Annotated in this window: 23 protein-coding genes; 14 read left to right on the top strand and 9 right to left on the bottom strand. The window is 70.5% G+C overall.

All coding sequences use genetic code 11. The annotated features are described in order from the left end of the window. Window positions 1-14: 14 nt before the first annotated feature. The 9 genes from ACIBAF_RS23090 to ACIBAF_RS23050 all read right to left on the bottom strand — a co-directional run bounded on the left by ACIBAF_RS23090 (window position 15) and on the right by ACIBAF_RS23050 (window position 5,457). Window positions 15-428, bottom strand: coding sequence for a hypothetical protein (locus ACIBAF_RS23090; protein WP_399465284.1), 414 nt, complete (start codon window positions 426-428; stop codon window positions 15-17). A gap of 10 nt (window positions 429-438) precedes the next feature. Beyond that, a complete protein-coding gene (locus ACIBAF_RS23085) occupies window positions 439-882 on the bottom strand; it encodes a hypothetical protein (RefSeq protein WP_399465283.1) in 444 nt (147 codons plus the stop codon). Continuing rightward, window positions 879-1,355 (bottom strand): hypothetical protein, encoded by a 477-nt coding sequence (locus ACIBAF_RS23080; RefSeq protein WP_399465282.1) that lies wholly within the window; start codon window positions 1,353-1,355, stop codon window positions 879-881. Before ACIBAF_RS23080 ends, ACIBAF_RS23085 begins: the two co-directional genes overlap by 4 nt. Window positions 1,356-1,454: 99 nt before the next feature. Further along, a complete protein-coding gene (locus ACIBAF_RS23075; RefSeq protein WP_399465453.1) occupies window positions 1,455-1,778 on the bottom strand; it encodes an SH3 domain-containing protein in 324 nt (107 codons plus the stop codon). Between the two features lie 181 nt (window positions 1,779-1,959). Then, complete coding sequence (locus ACIBAF_RS23070) at window positions 1,960-2,709, bottom strand: hypothetical protein (RefSeq protein ID WP_399465280.1); 750 nt, start codon at window positions 2,707-2,709, stop codon at window positions 1,960-1,962. A 17-nt stretch (window positions 2,710-2,726) separates the two neighbouring features. Continuing rightward, a complete protein-coding gene (locus ACIBAF_RS23065) occupies window positions 2,727-3,425 on the bottom strand; it encodes a hypothetical protein (RefSeq protein ID WP_399465279.1) in 699 nt (232 codons plus the stop codon). An 18-nt stretch (window positions 3,426-3,443) separates the two neighbouring features. Further along, on the bottom strand, window positions 3,444-3,929 hold the full coding sequence (locus tag ACIBAF_RS23060; RefSeq protein WP_399465278.1) for a hypothetical protein: 486 nt from the start codon (window positions 3,927-3,929) through the stop codon (window positions 3,444-3,446). Next, entirely contained in the window at window positions 3,926-4,477 is a 552-nt protein-coding gene (locus ACIBAF_RS23055) for a DUF4913 domain-containing protein (RefSeq protein WP_399465451.1), read from the bottom strand. The genes ACIBAF_RS23060 and ACIBAF_RS23055 overlap by 4 nt, the downstream gene beginning before the upstream one ends. 224 nt (window positions 4,478-4,701) lie before the next feature. Then, window positions 4,702-5,457 carry a DNA-methyltransferase gene (locus tag ACIBAF_RS23050; RefSeq protein ID WP_399465277.1) on the bottom strand — a complete coding sequence of 252 codons (756 nt, stop codon included), beginning with the start codon at window positions 5,455-5,457 and terminating at the stop codon, window positions 4,702-4,704. Between the two features lie 517 nt (window positions 5,458-5,974). On the opposite strand from ACIBAF_RS23050, the gene ACIBAF_RS23045 reads away from it, so the two are divergent. The 14 genes from ACIBAF_RS23045 to ACIBAF_RS22980 all read left to right on the top strand — a co-directional run bounded on the left by ACIBAF_RS23045 (window position 5,975) and on the right by ACIBAF_RS22980 (window position 18,483). Then, a complete protein-coding gene (locus ACIBAF_RS23045; protein WP_399465276.1) occupies window positions 5,975-7,108 on the top strand; it encodes a C40 family peptidase in 1,134 nt (377 codons plus the stop codon). Between the two features lie 312 nt (window positions 7,109-7,420). Beyond that, the gene (locus ACIBAF_RS23040; RefSeq protein WP_399465274.1) at window positions 7,421-7,789 is read left to right on the top strand and encodes a hypothetical protein; all 369 of its coding nucleotides are present in this window, start codon (window positions 7,421-7,423) and stop codon (window positions 7,787-7,789) included. A 245-nt stretch (window positions 7,790-8,034) separates the two neighbouring features. Further along, complete coding sequence (locus ACIBAF_RS23035) at window positions 8,035-8,343, top strand: DUF6112 family protein (RefSeq protein ID WP_061334899.1); 309 nt, start codon at window positions 8,035-8,037, stop codon at window positions 8,341-8,343. Beyond that, window positions 8,343-9,029: a hypothetical protein gene (locus ACIBAF_RS23030; protein ID WP_399465273.1), complete on the top strand. Its 687-nt coding sequence runs from the start codon at window positions 8,343-8,345 to the stop codon at window positions 9,027-9,029. The genes ACIBAF_RS23035 and ACIBAF_RS23030 overlap by 1 nt, the downstream gene beginning before the upstream one ends. Before the next feature lie 36 nt (window positions 9,030-9,065). Next, complete coding sequence (locus ACIBAF_RS23025) at window positions 9,066-10,442, top strand: ATP-binding protein (protein ID WP_399465272.1); 1,377 nt, start codon at window positions 9,066-9,068, stop codon at window positions 10,440-10,442. An 81-nt stretch (window positions 10,443-10,523) separates the two neighbouring features. After that, window positions 10,524-11,996 carry an SCO6880 family protein gene (locus ACIBAF_RS23020; RefSeq protein ID WP_399465271.1) on the top strand — a complete coding sequence of 491 codons (1,473 nt, stop codon included), beginning with the start codon at window positions 10,524-10,526 and terminating at the stop codon, window positions 11,994-11,996. Between the two features lie 94 nt (window positions 11,997-12,090). Continuing rightward, a complete protein-coding gene (locus ACIBAF_RS23015; RefSeq protein WP_399465270.1) occupies window positions 12,091-12,552 on the top strand; it encodes a DUF6238 family protein in 462 nt (153 codons plus the stop codon). A gap of 28 nt (window positions 12,553-12,580) precedes the next feature. Beyond that, on the top strand, window positions 12,581-14,116 hold the full coding sequence (locus ACIBAF_RS23010; protein ID WP_399465269.1) for a VirB4 family type IV secretion system protein: 1,536 nt from the start codon (window positions 12,581-12,583) through the stop codon (window positions 14,114-14,116). Then, window positions 14,113-14,679, top strand: coding sequence for a hypothetical protein (locus ACIBAF_RS23005; protein ID WP_399465268.1), 567 nt, complete (start codon window positions 14,113-14,115; stop codon window positions 14,677-14,679). Before ACIBAF_RS23010 ends, ACIBAF_RS23005 begins: the two co-directional genes overlap by 4 nt. 107 nt (window positions 14,680-14,786) lie before the next feature. Beyond that, a complete protein-coding gene (locus ACIBAF_RS23000; RefSeq protein ID WP_399465267.1) occupies window positions 14,787-14,957 on the top strand; it encodes a hypothetical protein in 171 nt (56 codons plus the stop codon). Then, the gene (locus tag ACIBAF_RS22995) at window positions 14,947-15,867 is read left to right on the top strand and encodes a hypothetical protein (protein WP_399465266.1); all 921 of its coding nucleotides are present in this window, start codon (window positions 14,947-14,949) and stop codon (window positions 15,865-15,867) included. Before ACIBAF_RS23000 ends, ACIBAF_RS22995 begins: the two co-directional genes overlap by 11 nt. A 237-nt stretch (window positions 15,868-16,104) precedes the next feature. After that, window positions 16,105-16,860, top strand: coding sequence for a hypothetical protein (locus ACIBAF_RS22990; protein WP_399465265.1), 756 nt, complete (start codon window positions 16,105-16,107; stop codon window positions 16,858-16,860). Continuing rightward, window positions 16,844-17,815 carry a hypothetical protein gene (locus ACIBAF_RS22985; protein ID WP_399465264.1) on the top strand — a complete coding sequence of 324 codons (972 nt, stop codon included), beginning with the start codon at window positions 16,844-16,846 and terminating at the stop codon, window positions 17,813-17,815. Before ACIBAF_RS22990 ends, ACIBAF_RS22985 begins: the two co-directional genes overlap by 17 nt. Before the next feature lie 158 nt (window positions 17,816-17,973). Beyond that, a complete protein-coding gene (locus ACIBAF_RS22980) occupies window positions 17,974-18,483 on the top strand; it encodes a hypothetical protein (RefSeq protein ID WP_399465263.1) in 510 nt (169 codons plus the stop codon). Window positions 18,484-18,538 lie beyond the last annotated feature (55 nt).

Raw genomic sequence — 18,538 nt, 5'->3', positions numbered from 1 at the left:
AAAACGCCAGCGGATCAGCGGCTGTGCGCCGTGCTCTGGACCGGAAGAGGCGGAGCCGGAACGGGCGGCGAAGCAGTCGGCGGGGACAGCACTGGCGCCGGGACGCGGGCCAGGCTCTGCAAAACGGCGGCGACCGACTTGGCCTGGACGTCGCGGACTGCGACTGCCTCGGCGAGCCGGCGAGAGCCGTCGAGAAGGTGGGAGACCTCATGCCGGCCGATCTGCCGCTCTGGGTGGACGAGCCGGGCGAGGTGGTCACGGTGGAAGTCGATGCTGCGCTCAGCGAGGACGAGGTCGTCGTGCATGCCGAGCAGGGCGGAGAGCATGCCAGGCGGCTGATCCTGGGCGTGGGCTTCGAGGTCGGCGAGCGGCGCGCCGTACAGGTCCTCGATCCGTCCGGCTATCTCGGTGGACGTGAGGTGAGACAAGCGGGAGCTTTCAGGGTCGGCGGGCCCGGGCCGCCCCGGCACGCTGAGGTGCCGGGGCGGCGGACGGGGGCAGGGCTGCGGTGACCCTGAGTTGTGCCGTGCGGACAGGGCGGGCCCGCTGGTCGGGCGCAGGCATGGTGCGCAGCAGTTCCCGGAGGGCGGCGCGGTAGCCGTCGCGGGCATCGAGCGCCGCCTCCAGCCACTGCGCGTCGAAGCGGAGCTTGTCCGCCGACAACTCGCCCATGTCGCGGTCCGGATCCATGTCCGCGTGCACGCGGTCGCGGACGCGGGCGACCTGCTCCTCGGTCAGCGCCAGGAAGGAGCGCAGTTCCAGGGCACGGGCGAGGGCAGGCGAGGCGTCGGGGCCGACAGCCGCCTCGTAAAGCTCCGCAACCGCGTTCCCGAAGACATCCTCCAGGTCGCCGTCCATGGTGCTTGCCTTGCCCCGGCTCACCGGACGGGCCTTCCCGCCCGCCACGCCGACGCGGGTGTGCCCGCGGGTCGGTGGGGAGCGCTGGTGGGCACCGCCGGCCCGGTTCGGGGGCGCAGACGGGCGAGGCGTTCCGCGGCGAGGTCCTTCTTGCCCGGAGCATCCGGGTCCAGGAGCCACCGCACGACCAAGGCCCGGCCGTCACGGGTGGCGACGGCCGCGTTCACGCGGTGGGCAAGGCCCATCGTCGGGTCGTCGACCTCGCTGGGCTGGGTTTCCAGCGCGGCGAGGAGGTCGTCCTCAGCGCGGTCGAGCACCGACTGGGCCTCGACGAGAAGGCCGTGCCACCTGACGACCTCGGTGGCGTCAGGATGCGCGGTCGGCGCGGCGGAGACCGCGGCCTTCAACTGGTCCATGTCCATGGCGAAGCGCGCTTCGATCCGTTCGGTGAGCACGCCCACGACATCCTCAGCGTCATCGGATATGCCGTCGGACAAAAAGAAAACTCCTGTTCTGGAAAGGCCGATGCCTGGGGGAATGTGACGGGCGGCCGTACCCGGCGGCTCAGCCACCTTCGGGCACCTGTTGAATTGCTGTCAGTCCAGGCACATACGGGTGTCGCGGTAGACGTAGGTGCCGGAGACCCAGCCCTTGACGCCCGTGGTCCGGTCGGTGATGTAGAGCCAGTTGCCGCTCTTCTTGTGCACGGTGAACTTGTGGCTCTTGTAGAGCACTCCGACCGCAGTGGACTTCGTGGTGGCCTTGGACCGGATGGTCACCGCCGACGCGTGGACCTTGTACGGCAGCGGCGGGAGGTCCGGGCAGGGCGTCACCATGCTCGTGACCGTCGAGGCAGCGGCGACGGGGGCCGCGCTCGCGGGCGTAACGGACAGCATCGGCAGAGCGAGTGTTCCGAGCATCGCCGCGGATATGGCAATTCGGGTGGAGCGCATGCGGAAGAAACCTCCGTGAAGGCATAGGGATTGCATGGAATGGCGCCGCGGGAGTTGTCCCGGCGGCTGTATAAGAGTCCGGAGAATCGCCGGTTTGGCTAACCGGCGATCGTCGGCTATGTTGCGCCGCCCGCGTCGGCCTTGGCGCTCAGCGCGACCGGCCGGGCGGGCGCGGAGCAGGGGCCTTCGCCACACCGGCAGGGCTGCCGGCTGCGGCCGACGGGCGGACCGGCGGGAGGGGACCGGCCTCGCCGGTAAGCCGGTCGTCGCACCACTGCAGGGCCTCGCCCACCGTGTCGAAGCCGCCTTCGCGCAGGGTGTGCGTCCACGCGTCGGTGTCGACTTCCTCGACCACGACGCGGAACGGGCTGGGGGCTCGCTCGTCCAGGGCGCGCAGTGCCACGACGGTGACCGTGTCGTCCGGGTCGTCGCTGGTGTAGGAGTAGCCCATGGCGTAGTGGTCGCCGTCGCCCGCGAGGCGTCGCTCCAGCGCACGAGTCGCCTCGTCCGCCGGCGGTGGCCCCAGCTCGGGGTCGAGGCCGATGGCGTTCTGCGGGCAGCCACGGTGGATGAGCCAGGACTGCGCCATCGCCTGCAGCGGCATAGCAGCCTGCTCGAAGGTGAACGTCCGCTTCTCGCGGTCCCGTTGCAGATGCACGGCGAGCAGCTGCGCCATACCAGGGTGTCCCCACGTGGCGGTTCGGTCGAACAGGACGTAGTAGCTGTGCGCGCCGTTGGGAGTGTGGTGTACAGCGAGGGGGACAAGCATGTCCTCGTGGACGGCGACCTGGCGGTAGAAGTCGAGGTACATCTCCTCGTCGGCGTCGAAGTCGTCCAGCTCGAAGTCGACTTGGGGGATCGGCTTCCGGGCCGGCGCCGGTTCGGTAGGAGTCAACAAGGGCCTCTCGGTGGAGTTCACCGCCGCTGCACCGGGGTGGACGGCGATGTGCCGGGGCGAGCCGGGAGCGTGGGTGCCCGGGTCGTGGGGGTCCGCCGAGCGGCGAACAGCGCGGCGCGGCCGGCGTCGGTGAGTGCGACCGGCTGGCCGGCGTGCACGGGGTGGCCGGTATCCCGGACGACCAGGCCGGCGTCCTCCAGCCGCTGCAGCTTGGCGTGTGGGATGCGGGTACCGGAGGCGGCGGTGACGGACATCCGGCCGGTCAGCAGGTGTTCGTAGAGCTTGGCGCCACCGGCGATGGCGAGCAGCGCGGCCTGGTCGTCCGTCGAAAGCCGCTGCGCGCCGGGCGCGGAGGCCGCCGCGGCGGCCTCAATGGGCTCCAAGGCGGCGAACACCCTCCGGGCGGCGGCGTCCCGCGCGGCGGCGGCCTCCTCCAGCTGGTCCACGGTGCGGTTGATGCGCGTGAACAGGGCGTCGTTGACGTCGAACTCGCCGCTGGAAAGGCGGTGGAGGAGGCGGAGAAAGAAGGTGACGCCGGTCTGGGTCTTGGCCAGCTCGCGGTGCCGGTCGACCAGGTGGGCGTGTGGCTCGTCGAGGATGCCGCGGTCGCGGTAGGCCCACAGGGTGTCGATGTCGTGACCGGTGGCGGCTTCGAGGCGGTGGTCGAGCGGGGAGACCGCACGCCGACCTGGTGTCGGCGCGGGTTCAGGGGGCATAGGCGAGGTTCCGTGCGTTCAGCGGGTGTGATGGTGCGCGGGGTTGTGTGCGGGACGGGGCAGACCCGGCAGTGCGGTGGGCGGTGGACCGGGCCGGGGCGCCGGAGTGCGGGTGGTCAGCTGCGGGGAGCGGGAGCGGGCCGCGTGGGTGCGGGCGCTCAGCGGCCGGCGGGTCATCCCCAGGCGGCGGCCGACCTCGTCGTAGACGTCGTTGCCCGCACGCGGCCGGATGGCGACGACGTGGATCTCCTTCGGGTGCGCGGACTCCGCGGGCGCCGGGCGGACGCCGTAGACGACGCGCCAGTCCTTGCGCGAGTCCACGAACAGCTTTCGGTAGCCCTCCAGGTCACCGTCGAGGCGCAGTCCGAAGCGCTGCGCGTTCACGACTTCCTGCAGGTACGCGAGGGTGAGGTCGCGGATGTCGCTGGGGGCCTGGAGGAGATCGGTCAGCGCTCGGGGGTCGAAGCTCAGTCCGAAGGCGGGCTGCTCCTGTCCCGTGGTCATGACGTCGGCTCGTCCGGCTCGGCGGGCCCGGCGGCCTCCGCAGTGGCCGCCGTCTCCGTGCGCACGGACGGCGGCGGGCCGGGCAGAAGACGGTGCGCGGGCCGGTCGGGAGAGGTCATGCAGGCCGACAGCGGCCCGCCCGGTGCGCGGATCGCCGCAAGGGCATGGGTGAGGAAGTCCCGGTGCCACACGAACAGGCCGGAGAGCCCGGCTTCGGGGTCCTTGTGCTGCTGGTAGGCGAGCCACAGGGCGTGGAGCCAGGCCACGACGTCGTCGTGCTCCTGCCACTGCAGGCACCAGGGCGCTGCGGTGGTGACCTCCGCCCCGTAGACCGGGAGGAAGAAGTCGTCGACCCAGTCCGACAAGGCGTCGAGTTCGTCTTCGCGTTCCTCCCCGTCGAGTTCCAGGATCGGGCGGGGCTCCGGCGGAGCGGCGGCAGGCGGGCCGCCGAGCCCCGGCATGCCGAACGCGGCGAACGGTGATCCGCTCGGCGCTGGGGCGGACGCGAGGTGGTCGAGTTGCTGCGCCTGTTGCGCCGACTGCTCCATGAGCCGTCTGACGCTCGCCTCGATTCCTTCCAGCTGCGGATCGGGAATACGTACCGGCTCCAACTCCCCATCGTCAGGGGGTTTTATGGCTTCGGGCATGATGAAGTTGGGCCTCCTACGAGACGCGGAATGAGAGGAAAACGGAAGCGGCGACGCTCGGACCGGCCGGCGAGTTACAAGTCCACCAGGGCGCCGGTCGCCTTGACGGGAAGCGCGCTCGCGGCTCAGACGGTCAGAGTCACGTCGTCTTGCGTGAGGGTCTCGCGGAGCGTTTCGGTGAGCCGGTCGGACGCGATCGACGCGTAGTGCTCGGTCTTCTCCACGCCGATGAAGTCCCTGCCTTCCAGCAGAGCGGCCACCCCCGTAGAGCCGGAGCCAGCGCAGAAGTCGAGGACTGTGCCACCCTCGGGGCTGATCTTGACCAGCTCACGCATCACCTCGACGGGCTTCTGCGTGATGTGCTGGCGCTTCGCCCCGGAGGGCTGCGAGGCCGAGTACAGGCCGGGCAGATAGACCGGGTTCCGGGAGCCGTCAATCGCTCCCTTCGACGCCCAGACGATGAACTCGCAGTTCTGGGTGAACCGGCCCTTCTGGGGCCGCGCCTGTGGCTTGTGCCAGGCCAGCACCCCGCGCCACAGCCACCCGGCAGCCTGGATCGCGTCCGTCGTGATCGGGAGTTGACGCCAGTCGGTGAACAGCAGCGCGGTGCCGCCGTTTCGGGTGAGGCGGTGGGCTTCGGTCATGATCTGCGTCAGCCAGAACCCGTAGCTGCGCTGGTCCATGTTCTCGCCGGGGAAGTCCGGCAGGGTGTGCTGGGCGTCGGCGGAGGTGTACTTCTGCTTCGCGGAGCGGGTGGTGCGCTCCTTCGCGGTCCTACCGCCCGAGTTGTACGGCGGATCGGTGATGACGGAGTCGACGCAGCCGTCCGGAAGGCCGGCGAGAACACTGAGGGCATCGCCCTGGTGCAGGGAAAAAGGCAAAGAGGGAACCCCTATTCGGGAGCGGAATCGCGGAGAGAACTCACCGCCTCGCACAGAAATCCTCGCGGGCCGGGAGTGGGCATGCAGAAGCCCAGGGCCGCAGACCGAGGAGGGCGAGGGGGGAGTCCAAAAACTGTAGAGGCGAAAACGCCGACGACCAAGAAGTGCATTGCTGAGGTGCCGGATTCCGGCACCTCACGCCAGCTTTTTGGTCAACCGCCGATCCGGGCCTACTGTTTTTGAACCGCCCGGCGCACACCGCCGCTGGCTACGTCCCCGCCCCACCTCACGGAGGTACCCCCCTGCCCCGGCACACCTAGCTCACCGCCCGGCCACGCGGAGCGAGCGGCAACTCGCCCACACCGGCCCGCCTTGATCGCCCATCCCGGCCGCCGCGCCCTTCCAATCACGCATCGCGCACGCGGCACGCCGGACACTGCACTCCGAAGGACACGTGCATGACGTCTCGCTACCCACCCACGCCCGAAAGCGCTGACCGGCAAGCGATCCGCTCCGGTTGAAGGCGCTCGCCGCCGGCATCGGCGTCGTCTTCCTCTCCCCGATCCTGATCGCAGGCACCGGCATGATGCTGGCCTCCTCCGCCGACGCCGTACAAACCAGCGGCTCCTTCAGCAACTGCCTGACCGACCTCGACACAGGCAAGGTCGCCAAGCAGGTCACCAAGATCCTCGACGGCGCGTCCGGCAGAGGCGTCCACATCGAGGGCCTGGACCTGCCCGCCGAACAAGTCCCCAACGCAGCGACGATCGTGGCCGCCGGCCTCTCGCTCGACGTCCCCAAGAAGGGACAGATCATCGCGCTCGCCACGGCGATGCAGGAGAGCCGACTGCGCAACCTGGGCTACGGGGACCGGGACTCGCTCGGCCTGTTCCAGCAGCGCCCCTCCCAAGGCTGGGGCAGTGCCCAGCAGATCCGCGATCCGGTCTACGCCTCCGAGCAGTTCTACAAGCACTTGCTCAAGGTGAACGGCTGGCAGCAGATGACCGTCGCCCAGGCCGCCCAAGCCGTGCAGAGATCCGCCTACCCCGACGCGTATGCGCAGTGGGAGAGCCTGGCCACCGCCCTGCAGGATGCCATCGCCAAGACCTTCCCGGGCGGCGGCACCGACGCGGACAGCAAGGACGCAGACCAGGGCAAGCAACCATCGACCGGCACGAGCGGCTGTGCTCCCAGCCAGGACGGTTCCGGGTTCGGCCGCATCCCCGAGGGAAGCGTCCCGAAGGGCTACGCGATCCCGAAGGACGCCGATCCGAAAGCGCGCAAGGCCATCGAGTGGGCGATGCACCAGCTCGGCACGCTTTACCAGTGGGGCGGCTCCTGCACCAACGCGCACGGCCCCGACCCCATGGCCCGCTGCGACTGCTCCAGCCTGATGCAGCAGGCGTACGCGCACGCCGGCGTCACACTCACCCGCACCACGTACACGCAGGTCAACGAGGGCAAGGCGGTCTCGCCAGCCCAACTCAAGCCCGGTGACCTGATCTTCAGCCGCGGCACCGCCGCCCATCCTGAGCACGTCGGCATGTACATGGGCGAGGGCCTCGTGATCGAGGCACCGCGCACCACCAAGCCGGTCCGGATCACACCGATCAAGGACTGGACGATTCTCGCCGCCCGCCGCGTCCTCTGACACCGGCCGGGGCGCGATGTAGGTTCCGGTTCAACTTGTCACTGTCCGACCGATCTCTCATCGGTATGTCACCCGCTGGGGCAAACCCGCAGGTCGGCTGTCCGAGAGATCTGTCAGCAGAGCCCGAACGGGCTATCTCGGCTGAGGAATCCGACAGATCGGCTGGACGAATCCACTGACAAACCGGCCGGACAACCGCCCGAAACCGCAGGTCAGCGCAGCACCCGACGACAAGTCAAATCGGAACCTACACGCGAGGGCCCCGGCGCACCATCGCTGACCGAGATTCCCCAAACAGTACGGAGCATCTTCTTGATAACCCGCCCCCGCGCCCAGCGTGCCCTCGCGGCAGCCTCTGTGGGCCTGGCCGTCGCCGCCGGCGGCCTGGCTACCGCCTCCACGGCACAGGCGTACGACACCGGCACCACCACCATCAGCTGCAATGCGGTCAAGGTGCGCAAGGCACCGTCGAAGACATCCGCGGTCTTGGGCATCGGCTACCGGCACGACAAAGTCGTCTACGACCAGTGGGTCTACAAGAGGGCCGAGAAGACCTGGTACACGCGCGGCACCGTCACCCGGAAGTCGGACGGCAAGAAGATCGGCCGCGGCTACATGATCTACAACTGCGCGAACCCGTACAAGACCAGCCCCGCTCCGAAGCCGTCGATCCCGAAGTAGGGGTCTCCCACGGCCGGTTCGGCCCCTGAGCCGACGCCTTCGCTGGGAGCACCGGCTCGGTCCGTAGCCTCGGCGCGGCACCGGCTGCGTCCTCGTGCGAGCGATGCCGTCTCTTCGCGGACGCCGCTCGAGCCGGCCGGTTCCCGCGTGGTGTCTGCCCTCCCTTTCTGCGAGGCGCTGCCTCGTTCCTCCCTTTCCTTCTGTGATTCCCGCGCGCCGGGTTTCGGCGTGCCCAAGGAGCCTCCTTGCCCCTACTCGAAACCGTGCAGTACCTGGCCTACGATCCCGGCATCACCCCATCGGGCGGTGGCCTGCCCGGCCTGAGCGTGCTGAAGAACGTCGTCAACTCGATCAACCTGTTCGGCATCATCGCCGTCGTCGGCGCCCTCGCCGTGTCGCTCGGCGTGTGGGCCTGGGGCCACCACACGGGCGGTCACCAGGCCGAGGCCAACGGGAAGAAGGGCGCGGTCGTGGCCGCGGGCGCCGCCCTGGGCCTGGGCGCCGCGAACGGAATCGTCGCGTTCTTCTCGACCCTCGGGTCGCAGGTGCACTGATGGAGAAACGATTGTTCTCCCTGTCTTCGTATGGCAGTGGCTGGTCGGCCAACCGGCGCATCGCGATCGTCGCCTCCGCCGTCGCAGTCCTGCTCGCCATCGCCGGGATCGTCGCCCTGCTGACCGGCGGCGGCAACGGCCCCCAGGCCCCGGACACCGCCGCACCCGCCCCGGCTGGCAGCCCGTCTCCCTCCGAGGCCGCCTCCAAGCCTTCCGCCGGATCCGGGTCGGTGTCCCAGCCTCCGCAGATCGCCGAACCGGTCGCCTACGCCAAGGCAGCGGCCCAGATGCTGTGGTCCTACGACACCCGCGACACCAGCCGCGACCAGCAACTCTCCGGCATGCGTGCCTGGCTGACCACGGAGACCAAGTACGCCGACTGGGCCTCGGTCTCCGGCCAGGTTCCCGATCCGGTGCTGTGGTCGCGGATGGCCGACCAGGACCAGCACGCCACCGCCAGCGTCACCGAGGGCCACTACCCCTCCGCGTTCAAGCAGGCGCTGGCCGACGACCCGTCCGCGATCACTGAGGCGTACATCTACGTCGTCACCGTCAACGGCACGCAGCAGATCGCCTGGAAGAAGGGCGGCGGCGGGGCCGAGGAACGGGCCGTGACCCTCGCCGTCCAGTGCCGCCCGAATCACGACTGCACCCTGGCCGCCATCGCCCCAAGCGTCACCCAGTGACCCGCGCCTGAGACAAGAAGGGAGGAGCAACTCCTCGTGGGTTTCTGTGATTTCCCCCTGGCCGACAAGCTGTGCGCCGTAGGCGACGCAGTCGATTTCGCCTCGGACCCCGGCAAGGCCATCGGTGACTGGATGGCGAAGTCCGCCGGTGAACTGGCAGCCGCTGCAGCCGACTTGGCCGCCGAGGCAGTCAACACCACTACGAAGGTCGACCTCAACGCGTCGTGGTTCGTCGACAACTACGAGATGCTGCTGCCGCTGGGCCTGGTCCTGCTGGTCGCCACATTCTGTGCGCAACTGGTGCGGGCCGCCGTCCGACGCGACGGACAAGCCCTGGCACAAGCATTCACCGGCACCATGAGCGGCGTCCTGTTCGCCTTCTGCGCCATCTCTGTGACCACAGTCGCCGTCGAAGTGGTCGACGCCGTCAGCGACGGCCTGTTCAAGACCGCCCACCTGAACATCGAGTCGGCCGTGCGCCGCATCGTGAAGGTCAACCAGATCGCCGGCCTGTCCGGGATGGGCTGGCTCGTTGCGGTTGTCGCCGGCCTTGGTGCCGCCGTCGGTGCCTTCCTCTACTGGTGCGTGATGATGGTCCGCAAGGTCGGCATCCTCGTCATGGTCACGCTGGCCGTCTTCGCGTCCGCCGGCGGCGGCTGGGAGGTCGCGCGGCGCTGGCGCAAGGGATGGATCGAGGCCACCGCCACCCTCGTCGTCTCCAAGCTCCTGATGACCGTGATCTTCATCCTCGGCATCGCAGCCATGGGCAAAACCGAGGCCAAGGACGGCATCGCCGCTCTGGCCGACGTCATGTCCGGCATCGTGATCATGATTTTGGTCCTGCTGTGTCCGTACGCCGTTTTCAAGTTCGTGCACTGGGCGGCCGACGGGACCGACGGCGAGTCCATCCACCGGGCCGGCGGCGCCGGAGCGCAGATCGCCAAGGCGCATGCAGAGAAGGCCGCCCGTAAGGCCGCCGCGGCTGCGGCCACTGCCGGAACCGGTGGCGCTGCCGCCGGAGCAGGCGCCGCACCGCAGGGGCCCGACGCCGCTGGCGGGGGCGGCTTCCCCGGCGACGTCGCCGCCAACCCGACCGGCGGCGGAGAGGGCAAGGAAGGTTCGCAGGGCGGCGGAACGGGCGTCTCGCCCGGTGGCGACGCGGTCAAGTCCGGTCTGGAGAAAGCCGTCCAGCCTGCACCGACGAGCGTGTCCGACGACACCAGCGGCCAAGTGGGCGGCAGCCCGGGGCCGGGCGGGCCCGGATCGAACGCCGCCTCCGGCCAGGGCAGCGGATGGCAGTCCGCGCCGCCGACCACCACCGCGCCGCCGCAGGGCGCACCCCCGCCCCCCGGCTCACAGAACGCCACGTCCAGCGGGTCGGCCTCACCCTCTCCCCCGCCGACCGGCCTCTGATCCCCTGCCCGTCCACCGGGGGCGGGACGTGCGCTGCACCTCCCGCCCCCGGGTTCCCCCGCGTCTCCAGGACCCGCCCCTTTGACTGATCTCTCCGTCGCCCCGGTCACGGTGAAGTTCCCGCACCGGTCCCGCCGCGGCATCCTCCTCGGCCTCTCCCTGCCCCAACTCATCCTCGTCTCCTGCACACTGGCGCTCCTGCTGATGACGGTGGTCTCCACCGGACTGCTCGGCGCCGTCGCCCTGGCCCCGCTGTGGGCGGCATCCGGTGCGCTCGTCGCAATCCGCCGGCACGGCCGCTCCCTCATCGACTGGGCGCCGATCGTCGCCCGCTACGCACACCGCCGCCGCACCGGCCAGACCCTCTGGCTCGCCCGGCCCGTCACCCGGCCCCGGCAGGACGGCATCCTCCACCTGCCCGGCACCACCGCCTCCCTCAAGGTGGTCACCCCCGGCGACTCCGTCAACGGCGCCGCGGCCGTGCACGACCCGCACCGGCAGACCCTGACCGCCATCGCCCGCGTCACCAGCCGCGCCTTCGCCCTCCTCGACCCCGCCACCCAGAACCACAATGTGAGCAGCTGGGGACGCGCGCTCGCGGGCATCGCCCGCTCCGGGCACGTCGCCACTGTGCAGGTGCTGGAGCGCACCGTCCCCGACAGCGGCGACACCCTCACCCGCCACTGGACCCACCACGGGCAGCCCCAGACGCCCGTCGCCGGACAGATCTACTCCGAGCTGGTCTCCTCTGCCGGCCCTGCCGCCGCCCCGCACGAGACCTACCTCGCCATCTCCCTCGACCTCAAGGCCGCCCGGCGCCTGATCTCGCAGGCCGGCGGAGGGCTGCCCGGGGCGTTCACCGTCATGGAGCAGACCACCGCGTCCATCGCCCAGGCCGCCCGTAACGCCGGGCTCCAGGTCACCGGGTGGCTGAGCGCGCGGGAGATCGCCGCCGTTATCCGCACCGCCTACGACCCGAAGGCACTCGCCGCCCTCCAGCAGTGGTCCGAGACCGGCAGGGCCGAGGCCGATCCCGCAGCCGCCGGGCCCGTAGTCCAGTTCGAGGAGTACGACCGTCTCGCCACCGACAGCGCACGGCACGCGACGTATTGGGTGGAGAACTGGCCGAGGACGGAGATGGGGGCCGGGTTCCTGCACGGGATCATGTTCACGGCCGGCGTGCGGCGCAGCCTCTCCCTTATATACGTGCCGCAGGGACTCGAGTCCGCGCTGCGAGACGTCCAGCGGAAGAAGGCGGCGATCATCGCCGACGCCAACGAGAGGGCCCGCCGGGGGCAGGTCGACAGCGAGGAAGACTCCGTCGAGTATGCCGACGTCAAGCAGCGTGAGCGCCAGCTCATCGCCGGACATGCCGACGTGGCCCTGACCGGCCTGGTCACCGTCACCGCCGAGACCGACGCCCTCCTGGACGCCGCCTGCGCACAGATCGAGACCCACGCCGTCACCTCCGGCGTCGATCTGCGACGGCTCAACTACCAGCAGCCGGACGCCTTTGCCCTCACCGCGCTCCCGCTCGCCCGGACCGCCCTGTGAGCCGGTCCCGTCCCCGCCGGTCAGCAACGTGGCGCCCGCTGCTCTTCGACCATCCGTCACCGCCCCTGCCTGCCGGCGGGAAGGACCACCACCCTTGACCGCTCCCACACCTCCGGACGACGCGCACCCCTACCTCCGCGCCGCGAGCGCCGGAGTACGCCACCACACCCGGACCCTGGCACCGTCGGACGCGAACCCGCCCCGGCCGGCGGACCGCGTGCACCTCGACGTGCTGCACGCCCACCTCACCGCCCTGCACCAGCTCGTGGACCGGCTCGCCGAAAACACCCGGCCTGCGCACCCCGCCGCCGGCCGCCACCTCGCCACCGCGCACACCCGCCTCTGGCAGGCCACCAGCGAGGTCCACTCTGCCTTCCACCTGCTGCCCAACAACACCACAGCAGAAGCCGAGACGAGCGCATGCCATCCAGAGCGGCTGCCCGAAGGGCCGCCCGTACTCACGATCTGCCAGCGCCACCTCGCCGCCGGGCATGTCATCCGCCGCAAGACCACCCCCACCGACCTCCGCCCGCACACCACAGCCTGCGTGCGATGAGCACCACCCGCAGAAACGAGGGCCCTCTATGAACCATCGGCCCGCCCGCCGCGCCCGCCGCGCCTCCGCCAGCCCGCTCTTCACCCCCCACGGCACCGACCGCGCCAGCCGCAAGGCCGCCCGTCGCCAGCTCGCCGAGGCCACCGCCAAGGCCCGCGCGGAAGCCAGTGCCCACCAGACCGAGAGCACGTCCGCCGCCCACGAGATGCCCACCGCGCTCTACCCGGCGAACGGACGCCCCGGACCCGCCTCCGCGCGGGGGAACCGGCTGAAACTGCCCGCCCACCGCATGACAACGGCCGTGGCCGCCGGCGCATACCCCTTCCTGGCCGAAGGCGGACTCGGCGCCGAGGGCATCTACATCGGGCGCGACGTCCACGCGGAAGCGTCCTTCGTCTTCGATCCGTTCGCGCTGTACGGCAAGGTCGAGGGATTCACCAACCCGAACCTCCTGCTCGCCGGGGTGATCGGCCAGGGCAAGAGCGCGCTCGCCAAGTCCTTCGCGCTGCGTTCGGTGGCCTTCGGATACCGCGTCTACGTGCCGTGTGACCCGAAGGGCGAATGGACGCCGGTGGCACAAGCCCTCGGCGGCCGGTCCGTCGCACTCGGCCCCGGACTGCCCGGACGGCTGAACCCCCTGGACGCGGCCCCGCGCCCGCAGAGCGTCTCCGAGGACGACTGGGTCGGCGAGATCCGCAAACGGCGCCTGCTCCTGCTCGGCTCCCTGGCCCGGACGGTCCTGGGCCGGGACCTGATGCCCATGGAGCACACCGCCCTGGACGTCGCCCTGGACGCCGTCGTCACCCGCGCCGCCGCCACCGGCCGCACCCCGCTGCTCGGCGATGTCGCCACCACCCTCAACAACCCCAGTGCGCTCGACGAGGCCGCCGGGATGATGTCGGGACAGCTCGGCGACGCCGCCCGCGACCTGGCCCACGCCATGCGCCGCCTCGTCCACGGTGACCTGGCCGGCATGTTCGACGCGCCGAGCACCGTCGCCTTCGACCCGAACGCGCCGATGCTCACCATCGACCTCTCCCGTCTCGGCGGATCCGGCGACGACACCGCCCTCGTCCTGGCCATGACCTGCGCGAGTGCCTGGATGGAATCCGCCCTCTCCGACCCGTCCGGCGGCCGGCGCTGGATCGTGTACGACGAGGCGTGGCGGTTGATGCGGCACGTCGGCCTGTTGCAGCGCATGCAGGCCCAGTGGAAGCTCTCACGCGGCCTCGGCATCGCCAACCTCATGGTGATCCACCGGCTGTCTGACCTGCTCACCGCCGGCGACGCCGGATCACAGGGCCGTGCCTTGGCCGAGGGCCTCCTCGCCGACTGCTCCACCCGCATCATCTACCGCCAGGAGACCGACCAACTCCATGCCGCGGCCTCGCTTCTCGGCCTGACCTCCGTCGAAATGGACGCCATCGCCCACCTCAACCGAGGGCGTGGCCTGTGGAAAGTCGCCGGACGATCTTTCATCGTGCAGCACCTCCTGCACGCATACGAGCTGGCACTCTTCGACACCGACGCTCGAATGCACATAAAAGCCACAAAAGACTCATGAGACCCGATATCCAGCGTGAACTGATCCCGCGCGCCACCACCCTCCACCTCATCGACGCGCTCAACGCCGTGAGGGGCAAACTCTCCGGCGCGTTCGAGCAGTGGGAGCTGCTGGACGGCACCGGTCACGTCCCGGCCTCACCGTCGTACACCGCGCTTCTCCAGCACGTCACCGGCGCACAGTCCCTCGCCCGTGATGTCGTCCAGCTGACCGCAGACTTCGCCCGGACCACCCCCAGTACGAACCGTGCCGGCAGCGCCGTCCTCGCCCATCTGGCGTCGGCGGTCACCCTGTCGAGCCAGGCCGTAGCGCACTTCGCCGAGACCGCGCAGACCGCGCTCTCACCGCCCCGGTCGCACAGAGAGAACGACAGCTACGTCCGGGACAACCGCATGGTCGTCGAGCACGCCACGGCGCGTTCCTGTCTGCGGCGCGCGTCGAAGTCGCTCGGTGACGCAGTCCAGGAACTCACCGACCACCTCGACTTCCACCGCTTCTTCCTCCCGCCCTCCCACCGCCAGAGCCCGGTGCCGCCGCCCAAGCCCGGCGGTCGCCACCGCTGACCCAGACCGACCCCACCCCTTCAAGGAGTCCTCTGAACCGCCCCGCCCACTTCAGCGACGCCGACTGGGCCGACTACCAGCAGTGCCAGGCCGAGCACGACGACCTCATGGCACAAGTCGCCGAACGCGAAGCCCAGATGGAGCACGACCTGATCGCCGCCTACGACGACTACGAACTCGACTTCAGTCCCGTGCCGAACCCGGAAGCCGACCCCGCTCGCCGGATACCTCCGCCCCACCGCACGTCGGCCTCCCGCAGGAGGAACCGTGGCCGCTGACCAGGAGAACACTCCAGACGCCCGCCGCGCGGCTGCGCTCGCACCACTTCCCGACCACCGCAACGTGGACACCCCGTGGTGGCAGGAGCTGTGGCGCCGCCACGCGCACATCACCACGCCACTGCGAGAGCGCGGGCTGGAGTGCGACATCGAGTTCGGCCTCAGCGCCTACATCGTGCGCGTATCCCTCCCCGACGGCAGTCACCTGATCATCGGTCCGCCGCAGGAGCCCCCCTCCGACCGCCCGCCTGGCAGCCCGGAGGGCTGGATCGCGACCCGCGAGCACCCCGACGACCCGTCGCTGTCCGAGGTCCTCTACGACTCGGCGCCCTCCGACGACCCCGGTGCAACCCGGCGGCCCGAAGCCCTGCACGGCGGCAGCGCCCAGCCCCTGATCGAGTCGATCGACCATCGCCTCGCCCAGCTCGGGCTGCTGCCAACCCCCTCCTCGCCCACCTCCCGTACGCCCGTGTCCACAGCCGAGCCGGCACTCCGCACCCCCAAACCCGCGGACGTCTCCGACAACGCGGACCGCACCTTCGTCTACGGCGACGTACTCCTCGCTCTCACCGACCGGCTCAACGCCACCGAGTCACCGACGGACGCCGCCGCCCTGCTGCACCAGGTTCTGGACCCCACCAGCGGCCTGCTGGACCGGCTCGGCGAATTCTTCGAAGCAGCCGCGGAAAAGGCCAAGGAATCCGAGCAGGACGACGGATTCGACCTCCACTACGACCTTCAGGACGCCGCGGCCACCCTGCGCAGTCTCGGCGAGGACCTGCACACCGCTGTCGACCGCATGCGTGCCCTGGCCCCCGCGCGCCGGACCACCCGGACCGCTCTCCCGCCGGGCCCGAGCCCGGGGCCACCGACGGCGACCACCCCCATGCCCCGCCGCGGCGCCCGGTGAACCAGGCACACCCGACGCTCACTGCGCCCTCGCCCGGCTCAAAGACCAGGAACGTGCCGCCTTCCCGAAATGGCGAGGTCCACCAGCCGCAGGCCCCACTTCGCGGACTTCCACCCGGCAGGCAGGTGGCCCGGACGGCGGTCGGCGTCGCCTCCGGGGAGGTCCACGGTGCGCTACCTCGGCACTCCCTCGGGGCCTGAGATACGGGCTGCGATGAGCGCCGGCCGCATCGGCTGCATGACCACACCCGCGCAAGGCAGCCGGATCCCCGACGGTGCGCTGTATGCCTGTGACAACTCCAAGTTCGGCAGCGACGGCAACGGCCGCTACTGGCCCGGAGCCCAAGCGTGGTTCGCCTGGCTGCACCGGACCGTTGAACGGTACGGGCCGGATCGCTGCCTGTGGGCGCTCGCCCCGGACCAGCCGTTCGACGCCGCCGGCACCCTCACCGAGTCCCTGCCGTGGCTGGCCCGCATCCGCGAACTCGGCGTGCCCGCGGCCTACGCGGCCCAGGACGGCTGCGATACACCCGGGCTGCTGCCCTGGGACGACTTCGACGTCCTGTTCCTGGCCGGATCGACCGAGTGGAAACTCGGCCCCGTCGCCGAACGGCTGGCCCGCGAGGCGAAGGCCCGCGGCAAAGGCGTGCACATGGGCCGCGTCAACTCCCGGATCAGGCTGGGGATCGCCGAGTGGTTCGGCTGCGACAGTGCCGACGGCACCTACCTCGCGTTCGGGCCCGACAAGAACCTGCCCAAACTTCTGAGCTGGCTCGACGAACTCGATGGCCGCCCCTCCCTCGTCGGCGGCACACACCCCTTCGCCGCCCCCGACGCTCCGTCGACGACTCCGCCTCCGCGAGCAGACCTCCGACGACGTGTACTGCCAGGTCACGAGGCTGCCATGAGATCGAAGAAATACCCGCCCACGGCGACAAGCGATGTAGCCCCCGCCCTCCCGACACCACGAGGTCCCCGTGCCAGAACCCGCTGAACAATCGACGCCGCACCGGTCGCAGCAGCAGAACCTCGAACTGCGCAGTACCTCCGAGCCCCTCGAACTGCTCGACCACACCGGCCACGTCCCGGACGATGGCGGGTCACCGGCCGGAGCCTCATCGTCCGACATCAACTCCACTCGCACGAGCCTGGCGTTGTTCGACACTGACGGACCTGCAGACAAGCCCATGCCCGCCATTAGCCTCGGCGATCACGACCAGATCGGTGTCATCGCCCTCACCAGCAACGACGCCCCCGCTGCAGCCCACACCCTCCTTACCGACCACGGCTTCTGGCGCCCACGAGGCGTCTTCGGCTCCATCCTGATCCACGACAGGTACGACCACGACGTTCCGGCCCGGCTCACGCGGTTCCTCGCCGATGCCGACCGACAAGGCATCGGCGTGGAATACCACCTGCCCCGCATCTTCGCGGACGCCGGTTCTCCCGCTGCGGGCAAGCGCGTCGAAGACCTGTGGCGCGACAACCAGCAACGGGAGTACCGCCGTTCACAGCGTGAGGCCGTCCGCATCGCCACCTCCGGCAGCGATCTGGAGTCCCTCGCCCATGGCCTGTGTCACCGTCTGCCCGGCGAATGGGTTTCCTGCATCACCGACTTCGCCGATCCGGACAGCCAGCTCGACTTCTTCGACGACCTGTGGGACAACGCGTCTTTGGCCAGTGCCTGGATGCAATTCCGCGTTCCCCGCGCCGCGATCCTCACCGGCCCCAACCGCCTTGAGCTCGTCGTGATCGACCGCCCGCTGCATCGCGGGCAGGTCCTCGTCGGCGCGCGATCTCTGCACGGCATCACCCACGACTACTTCGGCGACGACAACGCCCCGCACGCGATCGCAGTCCCCGCCGAGGCAGTCCGCGCCGCGCACACGGTCTCCCGGCGGCTCCTGCCCCGCTACCGCCAGGCCGCCCGGCGCCTCAGGAACCCATGACCGCGTCCCGCACCGATCTGTCCGCCTCCGAGGGCCCACCGACCCGCCCGCCCACAGCAGCGCCCGGCATACAGCCGACGGCGGGCACGCCGTCCTCAGCACGGCGGTAGACACCCCCACCCATCCTGGAGTTCCCGCTGTCCGATCCTGACCAGCGGATGCTGCTGCACGACGTGGCCGACCGGCTCAACACCGTGGCCGACCACCTCCCGCTCCCCGACCAGATCCAACCGGACCCGGCCCTGAGCGAGATCCTGGACGACGAAGTCCGCCACCTGGCCAGCCTGCTGACCTACCTCGTCGGCGAGAGCGCCTTCCGCCACCGGGCCGCCGCCCGCTACCCGACCCGCGTCACGGCCACCCACCGCCGCACCACGCTCGCGCTCGCCCAAGCGGCCGAGCCCACCAGTGCCGCGCTCGCCGCCCTCGGCTCGGCCGTGCACCACCTCGGCCTCCTCGCCGACCTCACCCACCAAGCACCTGGTCCCGCCCGCACCCGGGCGATCGCCTCCACGTACCCGGGTCTCGTGGACCGGCTCGGTGAGAGCCGCACCTGCCTCGCCCGCGCCGCAAAGCAACTACGTGCCGCCGCCGACACCCGGGCGGCACCGGCCGTGACCGCACCGTCCCCGCCGACGGCATCCGCCACCGCATCCCGTACCCGCTAACCCGCTATTTCCCGGAGCCTCCTGATTCCCCTGCACACCTCCGCACGCCGCACCG

The organism is Streptomyces sp. NPDC051677 (assembly GCF_044453465.1).
Classification (GTDB): domain Bacteria; phylum Actinomycetota; class Actinomycetes; order Streptomycetales; family Streptomycetaceae; genus Streptomyces.
Note: the sequence above shows the minus strand (reverse complement) of the source record. Positions and strands in the feature narration are given on the sequence as shown.

Coding starts and splice junctions, on each gene's coding strand:
- ACIBAF_RS23075 (WP_399465453.1), bottom strand. CDS start 1,778: ATGCTCGGAACACTCGCTCTGCCGATGCTGTCCGTTACGCCCGCGAGC.
- ACIBAF_RS23065 (WP_399465279.1), bottom strand. CDS start 3,425: ATGCCCCCTGAACCCGCGCCGACACCAGGTCGGCGTGCGGTCTCCCCG.
- ACIBAF_RS23060 (WP_399465278.1), bottom strand. CDS start 3,929: ATGACCACGGGACAGGAGCAGCCCGCCTTCGGACTGAGCTTCGACCCC.
- ACIBAF_RS23055 (WP_399465451.1), bottom strand. CDS start 4,477: ATGGAGCAGTCGGCGCAACAGGCGCAGCAACTCGACCACCTCGCGTCC.
- ACIBAF_RS23030 (WP_399465273.1), top strand. CDS start 8,343: ATGGAGAAACGATTGTTCTCCCTGTCTTCGTATGGCAGTGGCTGGTCG.
- ACIBAF_RS23010 (WP_399465269.1), top strand. CDS start 12,581: ATGAACCATCGGCCCGCCCGCCGCGCCCGCCGCGCCTCCGCCAGCCCG.
- ACIBAF_RS23005 (WP_399465268.1), top strand. CDS start 14,113: ATGAGACCCGATATCCAGCGTGAACTGATCCCGCGCGCCACCACCCTC.
- ACIBAF_RS23000 (WP_399465267.1), top strand. CDS start 14,787: ATGGCACAAGTCGCCGAACGCGAAGCCCAGATGGAGCACGACCTGATC.
- ACIBAF_RS22990 (WP_399465265.1), top strand. CDS start 16,105: ATGACCACACCCGCGCAAGGCAGCCGGATCCCCGACGGTGCGCTGTAT.
- ACIBAF_RS22980 (WP_399465263.1), top strand. CDS start 17,974: ATGCTGCTGCACGACGTGGCCGACCGGCTCAACACCGTGGCCGACCAC.